11 protein-coding genes are annotated in these 13293 nt (G+C 62.4%); 8 read left to right on the top strand and 3 right to left on the bottom strand.

Going from position 1 to position 13293, the window contains the following annotated elements:
• Positions 1-12: 12 nt before the first annotated feature.
• The 8 genes from serB (at position 13) to AC097L_RS00080 (ending at position 8994) form a co-directional block, all read left to right on the top strand.
• Positions 13-726: a phosphoserine phosphatase SerB gene (serB, locus tag AC097L_RS00115; RefSeq protein ID WP_479584078.1), complete on the top strand. Its 714-nt coding sequence runs from the start codon at positions 13-15 to the stop codon at positions 724-726.
• Positions 727-919: 193 nt separating this feature from the next.
• Positions 920-2842 (top strand): PrkA family serine protein kinase, encoded by a 1923-nt coding sequence (locus AC097L_RS00110; protein ID WP_479584077.1) that lies wholly within the window; start codon positions 920-922, stop codon positions 2840-2842.
• 25 nt (positions 2843-2867) lie between these two features.
• A complete protein-coding gene (locus tag AC097L_RS00105; RefSeq protein ID WP_479584076.1) occupies positions 2868-4139 on the top strand; it encodes a YeaH/YhbH family protein in 1272 nt (423 codons plus the stop codon).
• 3 nt (positions 4140-4142) lie between these two features.
• Entirely contained in the window at positions 4143-5675 is a 1533-nt protein-coding gene (locus tag AC097L_RS00100; protein ID WP_479584075.1) for a SpoVR family protein, read from the top strand.
• 148 nt (positions 5676-5823) lie between these two features.
• Positions 5824-6261, top strand: coding sequence for a CopG family transcriptional regulator (locus AC097L_RS00095; RefSeq protein WP_479584074.1), 438 nt, complete (start codon positions 5824-5826; stop codon positions 6259-6261).
• Positions 6262-6277: 16 nt separating this feature from the next.
• Positions 6278-7381 carry an extracellular catalytic domain type 1 short-chain-length polyhydroxyalkanoate depolymerase gene (locus AC097L_RS00090; RefSeq protein WP_479584073.1) on the top strand — a complete coding sequence of 368 codons (1104 nt, stop codon included), beginning with the start codon at positions 6278-6280 and terminating at the stop codon, positions 7379-7381.
• Positions 7382-7411: 30 nt separating this feature from the next.
• A complete protein-coding gene (gene trhO / locus AC097L_RS00085) occupies positions 7412-8353 on the top strand; it encodes an oxygen-dependent tRNA uridine(34) hydroxylase TrhO (protein ID WP_479584072.1) in 942 nt (313 codons plus the stop codon).
• A gap of 41 nt (positions 8354-8394) precedes the next feature.
• Entirely contained in the window at positions 8395-8994 is a 600-nt protein-coding gene (locus tag AC097L_RS00080; protein WP_479584448.1) for a glutathione S-transferase, read from the top strand.
• Between the two features lie 121 nt (positions 8995-9115).
• Here AC097L_RS00080 and AC097L_RS00075 read toward each other — a convergent pair whose 3' ends face one another.
• From AC097L_RS00075 to AC097L_RS00065, 3 genes are all read right to left on the bottom strand, one after another.
• Positions 9116-10228 carry an acyltransferase family protein gene (locus tag AC097L_RS00075; protein ID WP_479584447.1) on the bottom strand — a complete coding sequence of 371 codons (1113 nt, stop codon included), beginning with the start codon at positions 10226-10228 and terminating at the stop codon, positions 9116-9118.
• An 80-nt stretch (positions 10229-10308) separates the two neighbouring features.
• Entirely contained in the window at positions 10309-11265 is a 957-nt protein-coding gene (locus AC097L_RS00070) for an NAD(P)H-dependent flavin oxidoreductase (protein WP_479584071.1), read from the bottom strand.
• 83 nt (positions 11266-11348) lie between these two features.
• Entirely contained in the window at positions 11349-13139 is a 1791-nt protein-coding gene (locus AC097L_RS00065) for an acyl-CoA dehydrogenase (protein ID WP_479584070.1), read from the bottom strand.
• Positions 13140-13293 lie beyond the last annotated feature (154 nt).

Below are 13293 nucleotides of genomic sequence, written 5' to 3'. Positions count from 1 at the left end.
ACCGTATTTGCCATGCCCTCACCGCAAGAAATTTCCCCCGGCCTCGTTATCCAAGTTATCACCCCACCGCTGCGCCTGGCCGACTTCAAACTGATTGCATTCGACATGGATTCGACCCTGATCAACATCGAATGCGTGGACGAAATAGCCGATGCCGCAGGCCGCAAGGCCGAGGTGTCGGCCATCACCGAAGCCGCCATGCGCGGCGAAATTACCGACTACAAGGACAGCCTGCGCCAGCGCGTAGCCCTGCTCAAGGGCGTAAGCGTGGCCAGCATGGAGCAGGTCTACACCCAGCGCCTGCAACTCAACCCCGGCGCTGCAGCTTTGGTCGCAGCCTGCAAGGCGGCGGGCATGCAAGTGTTGTTAGTAAGCGGCGGCTTTACATTTTTTACCGACCGGATTCGTGACTTATTGCACATAGATGCCACCCGCTCCAACCACCTGGAAGTGATGGATGGCGTGCTCACCGGCCGCATGATCGACCAACCATGGGGCGACATTTGCGACGGCGATGAAAAACGCAAGATGCTGCTGGAAACCTGCACCCAGATGGGCATTGGCCCGCACCAGGCCATCGCCATGGGCGACGGTGCCAACGATCTGCCCATGATGGGGGTCGCAGGTCTGTCGGTGGCGTACCACGCCAAACCGGCGGTGCGGGCCCAGGCGATGGTAGCTATCAACACTGGCGGGCTGGACCGGCTGTTGGAGATACTGCACTAAACCAGTGCCCCTACTGCACACGCGTTGGAGCTAAGGCTCTATGATGATTTCCAGGCTGATTTAAAAATACCAAGACTTGTGTAGCCCGCTGCGTAAGTCTTCAAGCACAAACAAAAGAACTTCCCACGAGCCTTGCGACTCTGACCCATACGACCCATACAACCGCTAACAGCACAACACCTAGGAGAATGCCATGACCATTTTCACCCGCTACCAAAGCCGATTTACCGAGGCCCAGGAAGAGGAGATGTCGGTTCAAGACTACCTGGAGTTGTGCAAACGGGACCCTTCGGCCTACGCTAGCGTGGCCGAGCGCATGCTGATGGCCATCGGCGAGCCCGCACTGGTCGACACCCGCACCGATCCGCGCCTGTCGCGCATCTTTGCCAACAAGGTGCTCAAGGTCTACCCCAGCTTCAAAGACCTGTATGGCATGGAGGAGGTGATCGAGCACATCGTCGCCTACTTCCGCCACGCGGCCCAGGGGCTGGAGGAAAAGAAACAAATTCTGTATCTGCTGGGCCCGGTGGGCGGCGGTAAGTCGTCGCTGGCCGAGAAGCTGAAGGCGCTGATCGAGAAAGTGCCGTTCTACGCGATCAAGGGCTCGCCGGTGCACGAGTCGCCGCTGGGCCTGTTCAACCCCAGCGAGGATGCCGATCTGCTGGAGTCCGACTACAGAATACCGCGCCGCTACCTGGGCACCATCATGAGCCCCTGGGCGGTGAAGCGCCTGCAGGAGTTTGGCGGCGACATTACCCAGTTCCGGGTGGTGAAGCTACGCCCCTCGGTGCTGTCGCAAATTGCCGTGTCCAAGACCGAACCCGGCGACGAAAACAACCAGGACATCTCGGCCCTGGTGGGCAAGATCGACATCCGCAAGTTAGAGACCTATTCGCAGGACGACCCCGATGCGTATTCGTATTCGGGCGGGCTGTGCCTGTCGAACCGGGGCATTCTGGAGTTTGTGGAAATGTTCAAGGCCCCCATCAAGGTCTTGCACCCGCTGCTCACCGCCACCCAAGAAGGCAACTACAAGGGCACCGAGGGCTTTGGCGCAATTCCGTTTGACGGGCTGATCCTGGCGCACTCGAACGAAGCCGAATGGCAGGCTTTCCGGAACAACCGCAACAACGAGGCCTTCCTGGACCGCATCTACATCGTCAAGGTACCGTACTCGCTGCGCGTGTCGGACGAAATCCACATCTACGAAAAGCTGGTGGAAAACTCGTCGCTGGTGAAAGCGCCCTGCGCCCCCGACACGCTGCGCATGCTGGCCCAGTTCTCGGTGCTGTCGCGCCTCAAAGAACCCGAGAACAGCAGCAGCTTCTCGAAGATGCGGGTCTACGACGGCGAGAACCTCAAAGACACCGACCCCAAGGCCAAGAGCTACCAGGAGTACCGCGACTTTGCCGGGGTAGACGAGGGCATGACGGGCCTGTCCACGCGCTTCGCGTTCAAGATTTTGTCGCGCGTGTTCAACTTCGACCACCGCGAGGTGGCTGCCAACCCGGTGCACCTGATGTACGTGCTGGAGCAGCAGATAGAGCAAGAGCAGTACCTGCCGGAGGTGGAAGAAAAGTACCTGCGCTACATCAAGGAATTTTTGTCGCCGCGCTACGCCGAATTCATCGGCAAGGAAATCCAGACCTCGTATCTGGAGAGCTATTCCGAGTACGGCCAGAACATCTTTGACCGCTACGTGGTCTATGCCGATTTCTGGATCCAGGACCAGGAATACCGCGACCCCAACACCGGCGAAATGCTGGACCGCAGCGCGCTGAACGACGAACTGGAAAAGATCGAAAAGCCCGCGGGCATCAGCAACCCCAAGGATTTCCGCAATGAGGTGGTCAACTTTGTGCTGCGCGCCCGCGCCCGCCAAGACGGCCACAACCCGCTGTGGACATCCTACGAAAAACTGCGCGCTGTCATCGAGAAGAAGATGTTCTCCAACACCGAAGAGCTGCTGCCGGTGATCTCGTTCAACACCAAGGGCAGCGGCGAAGAGCAGAAGAAGCACCAAGATTTTGTGAACCGCATGATCACCAAGGGCTACACCGAGAAGCAGGTGCGGCTGCTGTGCGAATGGTATTTGCGGGTCCGTAAGTCTTCATAACTGCCGCCTACCATTTGGAGAGTTTATGACTGTGCGCATCGTAGACCGTAGGTTTGACAGCAAGCACAAAAGCTCGGTCAACCGAAGCCGCTTCATCCAGCGCTTCAAAGGCCAGATCCGTAAGGCCGTGTCCGATGCGGTCAACAAGCGCGGCCTCAAGGATCTGGACAACGGCGAGAAAATCGGCATTTCGGGCCGTGACATCGGCGAGCCCCAGTTTGAGCACGGCAAAGGCGGAGTCTGGGAAACGGTGCGCCCCGGCAACGACCGCTTCTTGCGTGGCGACCAGGTGGAGCGCCCGCCCAGCGGCGGCGGCAAAGGCAGCGGCAAGGGCCAGGCCAGCCAGGACGGCGAGGGGCTGGACGAGTTCGTCTTCACCCTCACCCGCGACGAGTTTCTGGACATTTTTTTCGACGAGCTGGCCCTGCCCAATCTGGTCAAGCTGCAGCTGGCCCGCATCGAGCAGTACCGCCGCATCCGCGCAGGCTTTGTGCAAACCGGGGTGCCCACCAACATCAACCTCAGCCGCACCATGCGCGGCGCAGCCCTGCGGCGCATTGCCATCGGCGGGCCGTACGCGGCGCAGATCCGGGCGCTGGAGGCCGAACTGATGGAGCTGCTGAGCACCCGCGCCGAGGATGACCCCGAGGTGGAACAGGCCCGGCGCGACATCGCCAAACTGCGCGCCAAGATCGAGGCCGTGCCCTTTGTGGACACCTTTGATCTGCGCTACAACAACCGCGTGCGCGTGCCCCAGCCGACCACCCAGGCGGTGATGTTCTGCCTGCTGGACGTGTCGGGCTCGATGGACGAGGGCCGCAAGAACGTGGCCAAGCGTTTTTTCATGCTGCTGTATCTGTTTTTAACGCGCAACTACGAGCGCATAGAGGTGGTGTTCATCCGCCACCACACGGTGGCCACCGAGGTGGACGAAGACGACTTTTTCACCTCGCGCGAGTCCGGCGGTACGGTGGTGTCGAGTGCGCTCAAACTCATGCACGAGATCATCAAAGCCCGATACCCCAGCAATGCCTGGAACATCTACGGCGCGCAGGCCTCGGACGGCGACAACTGGCACGACGACTCGCCCCGCTGCAAGGCCTTGCTGGAGGAATCCATCCTGCCGCTGACCCAGTTTTTTGCCTACATCGAAATTACAGACGGCCCGCCGCAAAACCTGTGGGAGGAATACCAGAAGCTGGCCGCCGCCCAGCAAGGCAGCTTCGCCATGCAGCGCATCGCCACCGTGGCCGACATTTACCCCGTGTTCCGCGAACTCTTCAAACGCCGGGCCTGACCCATGACAAAGCCCAAACTCTTACCTACCGGCTCCGAGTGGACCTTCGAGGCCATTGAAGAGTACGACCTGGCTATCGGCGAGGTGGCGGCACGCTACGGGCTGGACGGCTACCCGCACCTGCTCGAAGTCATCAGCGCCGAGCAGATGATGGACGCCTACGCCTCCATCGGCATGCCGGTCTACTACCACCACTGGTCGTTTGGCAAACACTTCTTGGCGACAGAGAACCGCTACAAGCGCGGCCAGATGGGCCTGGCCTACGAGATCGTCATCAACTCCGACCCCTGCATCGCCTACCTGATGGACGAAAACACCTTGCCCATGCAGGCGCTGGTGATCGCCCACGCGGCTTACGGCCACAACTCGTTCTTCAAGGGCAACCACCTGTTCAAGCAGTGGACCAGCGCCGATGCCATCGTCGACTACCTGGTGTTTGCCCGCAAGTACATCGCCCAGTGCGAAGAGCGCCATGGCGTCGAGGCGGTAGAGCAGCTGCTGGATGCCTGCCACGCCCTGAGCAACCTGGGCGTAGACCGCTACAAACGCTCACCCCGCCTGTCGCTAGAGAAAGAAACCACCCGCCTCAAAGAACGTGCCGAGTACCTGCAAGCCCAAGTCAACGACCTGTGGCGCACCCTGCCCCCGCGCGCCGAGGCCGAAGAAACCCGCGAAGAAAAACGCTTCCCGCTGGAGCCCGAAGAAAACCTGCTGTACTTTGTGGAAAAAAACGCCCCCCTGCTCGACCCCTGGCAGCGCGAGGTGGTGCGCATCGTGCGCAAGATCGGCCAGTACTTCTACCCTCAGCGCCAGACCCAGGTGATGAACGAAGGCTGGGCCACCTACTGGCACTACACCCTGCTGAACACCTTGTTTGATGAAGGCCGTCTGGGTGACGGCTTCATGCTGGAATTTTTGCAGTCGCACACCAACGTGGTCTACCAGCCGCCCTACAACAGCCCGCATTTTTCCGGCATCAACCCCTACGCGCTGGGCTTTGCGATGTGGCGAGACATCCGCCGCATCTGCGAAGCGCCCACCGATGAAGACCGCGCCTGGTTCCCCGACATCGCAGGCTCCGAGTGGCGCAAGACCTTTGACTTTGCGATGCACAACTTCAAAGATGAAAGCTTTATCGCCCAGTACCTGTCGCCCAAGCTGATGCGCGAGTTCCGCTTTTTCTCGGTGCTAGACGACGATGCCCGCAAAACCCTGGGCATCCAGAGCATCCACGACGACAGCGGTTTCCGGGCCCTGCGCCAGCAGTTGTCCGAGCAGTACGACCTGGGCAACCGCGAGCCCAATATCCAGGTCTGGAACGTGGACCTGCGCGGCGACCGCTCGCTGACCCTGCGCCACTTTGCCCACCAGCGCCGCCCACTGGGCGACTCCTGCCCCACCGTGCTCAAGCACATGGGCACGCTGTGGGGCTTCAACGTGCGGCTGGAGCGGCAAAACGCCGACGGCAGCGTCTCGCTGGTCGCCGAGCACCAAAGCGAAAAACGCCGCCGCAGCGATGCCAAAAAAGGTCCCTGACCTTCTTGCTCCTATTTAAATAGCTACTAGCGCAGGCTTAATCTGCGCTATCGGCCTATTTTTTATAAATTACAGGTACCCCTGTAGCCAAAGCGGTATTTAAATAAACATCCCAATACCATCCAACAGGATGGTTTAGACTACAGGCATGTCCTCCAAAGCCATCTCCTTAACGCCCTCCACTGTCGCCAAGCCCAAAGTGCTGGACTCCGAAAAAATCACCATCAACCTCGGTTTTGTGGACCTGGGCCACATTGACTTGCTGGTGGCCGAGAGCTTTTACGCCAACCGCACAGACTTCATCCGCACGGCCATCCGCAACCAGTTGTCGCAGCATTCCGATGCCGTCAAACAGGTAGTAGCCCGCAAGATGCTGGTGCTGGGCCTGCAGCACTTCAGCCAAGCCGACCTGCTAGCCGTGCAGGCCGCGAACCAAAAATTACAGGTCCGCGTACTGGGCCTGGCCAGCATTGCCCACGACGTGCCGCCCGAGCTAGCCCTGGCCACCATCGACACCCTGGAGGTGCTGGGCTCCTTGCAAGCCAGTCCCGAAGTCAAAGCCGCCCTGGCCCACCGTTGTATCTAATCCCCCGAAAGAATCCATGAGCGCTATTTTCAAAAAACTCTTCCAGGAAGCCACCCGGCTTACCCGCCATGGCAGCCTGCAGGAGGCCACCCGTGCGATCCAGGAAGCCCTTGGCCGCGTGGCCTCGCCGCCCGCACCTGCTGCAAAATCACCATGGAAAGCCGCCAGCGACACCATCGACGTAGTGGCTCGGTCGATGCCACAACCGGTATCAGAACCCGTGCGCCCTTTGCACACCCCGGTGGAACCCGCCTCCAATGACGGCCCCGGCGAATTTACCGAAGCCAGCTTCACCCACGCAGGCACCACCCGCAGCTACAAACTCTACACCCCGCCGCATGCCATTGCTGAGCCCGCAAAGCCCTTGCCCCTGGTGCTGATGCTGCACGGCTGCACCCAGAACCCCGACGACTTCGCCGCGGGCACCGGCATGAATGCGCTGGCGCTGGAGCACGGCTTTGTGGTGGTCTACCCTGCGCAAAACGCCAGCGCCAACCCGCAGCGCTGTTGGAACTGGTTCACCCCCGCCGACCAGCAGCGCGACACCGGCGAAGCCGCCTGGCTGGCCTCCCTGGTCCACGAAGTCACCCAGTTGCGCGCCATCGACCCGGCCCGCGTCTATGTGGCCGGCCTGTCCGCAGGCGGTGCCATGGCCAGCATCCTGGGCCACACCCACCCCGACATGTTTGCCGCCGTGGGCGTGCATTCCGGCCTGGCCTGCGGCGTGGCCAGCAATGTGATCACCGCCCTGTCGGTTATGAAAAATGGCCGCAGCGTGGCCGGTGCCCAATCGCGCCTGCCCACCATCGTCTTCCATGGCGATGCCGATAAAACCGTCCATCCGCACAACGCCGAAGCCGTGCTGCAAACCGCCATCGGCCAGGCCACCACCTCCGCCAAAGTCACCCAAGGCACCGCGCCCCTAGGCCAACGCTACACCCGCACCACCTACCAGACCGCGGGCCGCGGCAGCATCGCCGAAAACTGGAACCTGCACGGTGCAGGCCACGCCTGGTCGGGCGGCAGCGCCAAAGGCAGCTACACCGATCCGCAGGGTCCGGATGCCTCGGCCGAAATGTGGCGCTTCTTTGCCGAGCACCCGCGCACTGCCGTGCACTAAACTGCCGCCCCTGCCTTGTCCAGTGCCTGCATGTCCGATTTCCTGACCGCCGCCTTCTACCAATTCGTCGCCCTGCCCGACTACACCGCTCTGCAGTCCCCTCTGCTGGCCTGCTGCGAGGCGCACGGAGTCAAGGGCATGGTGCTGCTGGCGACCGAGGGCATCAACGGCACCATCGCCGGGCCGCCAGACGGTGTGCGCGCGGTGCTGGCCTGGCTGCGCAGCGACCCGCGGCTGGCGCAGTTGCAGCACAAAGAGGCCACCGCCCGCAGCGACCCGTTCTACCGCATGAAAGTGCGGCTCAAGCGCGAAATCGTCACTCTGGGTGTGCCGGGCGTGGACCCGACCCAACTGGCCGGACAGTACGTACAGCCTGCCGACTGGAATGCGTTGATCAGCGACCCCGACGTGGTGGTGGTGGACACGCGCAACGACTACGAGGTGGCCATCGGCACATTTGAAGGTGCGCTTAATCCCCGCACCCGCAGCTTCGCCGAACTGCCCCAGTGGGTCGAGCAGGCCCGCGCTGAGGGCCAGCCGCTGGCCGATACCCCGCGCAGGCCCAAGGTCGCCATGTTCTGCACGGGCGGCATCCGCTGCGAAAAGTCCACCGCCTACCTGCGCGCCCAGGGCTTTGACGAGGTCTACCACCTGGAAGGCGGCATACTGAAATATCTGGAAACCGTGCCCGAGGCCGACAGCCTGTGGCGCGGCCAATGCTTTGTGTTTGACGAGCGCGTCTCGGTGGGCCATGGCCTGGTGCCGGGTGGGTTGGAACTGTGCCGCGCCTGCCGCCACCCGCTGACCGAAGCCGACATGGCCGACCCCGCGTTCGAACGCGGTGTGGCTTGCGACCGCTGTACTGACCAGACCACCGAAGCCCAAAAACAGGGCTTTCGCGAACGCGAGCGGCAGATGGCCTTGGCAGGCGAGCGGCAGACGCTGCACGTGGGCGCAAAGCAGAAAAATTAGTGCTCCCCGTCCTGTACTCCTTTCGCCGTTGCCCCTACGCCATGCGGGCACGGCTGGCGCTGGCTACCAGCGGCCAAACGGTAGAGCTGCGCGAAGTGGTGTTGCGCAACAAGCCGCCCGAGCTGCTGGCAGCATCCCCCAAAGCCACCGTGCCAGTATTGGTGCTGCCCGATGGCCACGTACTGGAGGAAAGCATGGACATCATGCGCTGGGCCTTGGAGCGCAACGACCCGGCAGGCTGGTTGCAAGCGCCACTAGCGGAAACGCTGGCGCTGATTGCAGAGGTAGACGGCCCCTTCAAATACCACCTGGACCGCTACAAATACCCAGGCCGCTATGAAGACGATAGCAGCATGTCCAATCAGAATCTGCACCAGAGTGCTATTGGGCGTATGGTTCTAGAATGGGAGCTGCGCTTGGCCGGGCAGCCCTGTCTGTTCGGTGCCCATCCCACGCTGGCCGACATGGCTATCGCCCCGTTCGTGCGCCAGTGTGCGCATGTGGATGCCGCCTGGTTTGCGGCCCAACCCTGGCCGCAGGTCCAACAATGGCTGGCAAATTTTGAGAAATCCACACTGTTTGCGCAGGTGATGCAGAAATGTGCGCCATGGCAGTCTGGCAGCGCCGAACGCAGCTTATAAACGCAACGCATCCTCACCAGAAACACCGCAGAACTGGCAATGCCCGGCTGTAGGTGTTGCCCCCTGCAAGGGGGTTGGCGAAAGATGCGTAGCACTGTAGCCTGGGGGTGAGCCACATTGATTACAGCGCCTTAAGCCCCATCAGCAACAAACCCGCGGCCAAAAAGCTGCCCTGCAGGCGCAAGGCCGAGGGCAGGCAGATCAGCCGGGTTTCTACGTTGCGGTACAGCCACTGCCCCGAGCGCAGCGACAGCGCAAACGCCAGCAGCATGCCCGCGGCATTCATCCACGGCTGGGCGGGAAAATACTGGCTGAACACGGTGTTGACCAGCAGGCACACCGAGAAATGCACCAAAAACACCGAGTACGACATCTGACCCAGGCGCTGCACGCGCGGCAACGGCGACCACCGGCGCGCCCAGGGGCTGGCCTGCAACACGCCCAGCACCACAGCAGTGACCAGGGCCACCGCGATGCGCTCACGAAAATCCAGCGCCAGCGCGGCCAAACCCAGCACAGCCAGGGCCGCCAGCCAGGCCCAGGGCCGGGCACTGCGCCCCGCCCAGAACGCCAGCATGCCCATGCCATAGGCCCCGGCAAAGTACAGGCACAGAGTGTCGAAATTGGCATCCAGATTGAAGTAGGCCAAAGAGGCTACGGTCAGCCCCACCACCAGTACCGGAGCCAGCCAGCGACCCGGCCATCGCCGGGCCAGGCTGAACACCAGCACCGCCAGCACAAACAACTGGAAGTCGATAGCCACGTACCAGACCCCGGCCGACAGGGCCTCGTAGCCCAGCACATCCTGCAGCATGAACACATGGGCCAGCAACTGGGGCAGCGAAGGCTCGGACGGGATGGACGGGTGCTCCATGCCGTAGCGCGCCACGGCAGCCGCCAGCAAGCCGAACAGCAGCGCAGCCAGATACGGCGTGGACAGCCGCACAAAGCGCCGCTGCACCTGCTGCCAGGACCCTTCGAACCGGGCCACGCCGTCAGGGGCCAGGGTGCTGGCCGCCAGGTAGCCACCCAGCACCAGAAACACCTGTACCGCCATGCGGCCATAGGTGAACAGCCAGTCCATCAGCTCGCTGGCAAGCGGGTAGGCGGTGGTGGACATAGGGCCGTAAAACACCAGGTGGTGGGCCACGATGAGCATGCAGGCTAGGCCTTTGAGAACATCCAGCAAGGGAATGCGGGACGCACGGGAAGTGCGGGGTGTAGAAATCGGCATCGTCACAAAAAACGTCCGCCCGCCGCTGGCAGTGCAGCGGCGGGCGGACAGGTATCAGAGGCGCAGCGCGCCGGTAAAAATTACAAAGACAAACGGGCCTTGGCCTCGGCGTATTCGCGGGAGAGTTGGGCGACATAGTCGGCCACGGGTTGGATTTTACGGACTGCGCCAATGCCCTGGCCGCAGCCCCAAATATCTTTCCAGGCCTTGGCCGCCGTATCGCCGCCAAAGTTCATCTTGGTGGGGTCGCTCTCGGGCAGGTTGTCGGGGTCCAGGCCCGCCGCGCGAATCGAAGGGGCGAGGTAGTTGCCGTGCACGCCGGTGAACAGGTTGCTCAGCACGATGTCGTCCGAATCGCCATCGACCACGGCCTGCTTGTAGGCCAGCGTGGCCCGCGCCTCGGTGGTGGCGATGAAGGCCGAGCCGATGTACGCAAAGTCGGCCCCCATGGCCTGGGCTGCCAGCACAGCGCCGCCGGTCGAGATGGAACCGCTCAGGGCCAGCGGGCCGTCGAACCATTCGCGGATTTCCTGGATAAGCGCAAACGGACTTTTGATGCCCGCATGGCCGCCCGCGCCGGTGGCCACGGCGATCAGGCCGTCGGCACCCTTTTCAATTGCCTTGTGGGCAAACTTATTGTTGATGATGTCGTGCAGCACCACGCCGCCGTAGCTGTGGGCCGCGGCATTGATGTCTTCGCGCGCGCCCAGCGAAGTGATGATGATGGGCACCTTGAACTTCATGCAGGCCTGCATGTCGTGCTCCAGCCGGTCGTTCGACTTGTGCACGATCTGGTTGATGGCAAACGGTGCCGCCGGTTTGTCGGGGTGCGCCAGGTTGTAGGCCGCCAGGGTCTCGGTGATCTCGGCCAGCCAGTCGTCCAGCTGCGCCGCCGGGCGGGCGTTCAGCGACGGCATGGAGCCCACGACCCCGGCGATGCACTGCGCAATCACCAACTGCGGCGTGCTGACAATGAACATCGGCGAAGCGATGATGGGCAGCGGCAAGGCACTTAAAGCGGCGGGAAGCTTGGACATTTCGTCTCCATCTTGTTTTTTATAAGAAATCAGGCTCTAGCGCAATAACTACCTACGCCAGTAGCTACACAATCAATAGCACATCAGAATGCGTCCACCGCCATGCCGGTCACGCTATCGGCACCTTCCACAATGCTGTCGCGCTGGCTTTGCGCTGCCACCAGCACGTGGTCGGCATAAAAGCGTGCGGTGGTGATCTTGGCCTGCATGAAGGCGGTGTCCTCCCCCTTGGCCAGCAGCTCTTCTGCCACCAGCAGCGAACGCGCCAGCTGCCAACCGGCCACCAGCTTGCCCGCCAGCATCAGGTAGGGCACGCTGCCTGCAAACACGGCATTCGGCTGGGCTTTGGCCTGGGTCACCACGAAGGTCACCACGTCGAGGAAGGCGGTACGGGCGGTTTTCAGGCGGCGGGCCACGGCCACCGCGTCGGCGCTGCCGCTTTGGGCCAGCGCGGTCTCGGTGACCACGATCTGGCGCGCAATGGCCTTGGCCGTGGCACCGGCATCGCGCAGGGTTTTGCGGCCCACCAGGTCATTCGCCTGGATGGCAGTGGTGCCCTCGTAAATGCTCAGAATCTTGGCATCGCGCAGGTACTGGGCCGCCCCGGTTTCTTCGATAAAACCCATGCCACCGTGCACCTGCACGCCCAGCGAGGCCACGTCCAGGCTCATTTCGGTGCTGTAGCCCTTGACCAGCGGCACCAGGAATTCATACACCGCCTGGTTTTGCTGGCGCGTATCGGCATCCGGGTGGTGGTGCGCCGTGTCGTAGGCCGCAGCTGCCGCCATCGCCATGGCGCGGCAGCCCTGGGTGTGGCCGCGCATGGTCATCAGCATGCGCTGCACGTCGGGGTGGTGGATGATGGCCACACTGGCTTTGACGCTGCCATCCACCGGGCGGCTCTGCACCCGGTCTTTGGCAAATTGCACCGCAGTCTGGTAAGCCCGCTCGGCCACCGCAATGCCCTGCACGCCCACGGCGTAGCGGGCGGCGTTCATCATAATGAACATGTATTCCAGGCCACGGTTTTCCTCACCCACCAGGTAACCCACCGCACCACCATGGTCGCCGTACTGCAGCACGGCGGTGGGGCTGGCCTTGATGCCCAGCTTGTGCTCGATGCTGACGCAGTGCACATCGTTGCGCGCCCCCAGCGTACCGTCGGCGTTGACCAGGAATTTGGGCACCACGAACAGGCTGATGCCCTTCACGCCCTCGGGCGCGCCGCTGACCCGCGCCAGCACCAGATGGACGATGTTCTCGGCCATGTCGTGTTCACCCCAGGTGATGTAAATCTTGGTGCCAAACACCTTGTAGCTGCCGTCACCTTGGCTGTCGGCGCGACTGCGCACCATGGCCAGGTCACTACCGGCCTGGGGTTCAGTCAGGTTCATGGTGCCGGTCCATTCGCCGCTGACCAGCTTTTCCAGGTAGGTAGCCTTGAGCGCATCCGAGCCCGCCGTCAGCAGCGCCTCGATCGCGCCGTCGCTGAGCAAGGGGCACAGCGCAAAGCTCAGGTTGGCGCTGTTGCACATTTCCACGCAGGCTGCACCAATCGACTTAGGCAGGCCCGCGCCCCCGTAGTCGGCCGGGTGCTGCAGGCCCTGCCAGCCGCCATCGGCAAATTGCTTGAACGCCGCCTTGAAGCCGGGGGTGGCGGTGACGACACCGTCGCGCCACGTGGATGGATTTTGGTCGCCCACCCAGTTCAGTGGCGCCAGCACGCCCTCGTTGAATTTGGCCGCCTCTTCTAGCACCGCCTGGGCCGTGTCCAGCCCCGCGTCTTCAAAGCCTGGCAGCGCAGCGATCTGGTCGATGCGGGCGAGGTGCTGGATGTTGAACAGCATGTCTTTCAGCGGGGCGGTGTAGCTCATGGGGTGTCTCCGGAAAAAATGTACACCCCCAGGCTTCAGCGCTGCGCGTCTTTCGCCAACCCCCTTGCAGGGGGCAACACCAGCAGCCTGGCAAAGCCAGTTCTGCGGTGTTTCTGGACGGCGTACGTTCTGACCGAAGTGGGGGTGGTGAATG

It is taken from the genome of Rhodoferax sp. RT5P35 (genome assembly GCF_056521385.1).
This window is presented reverse-complemented; position numbering and strand designations above follow the sequence as displayed.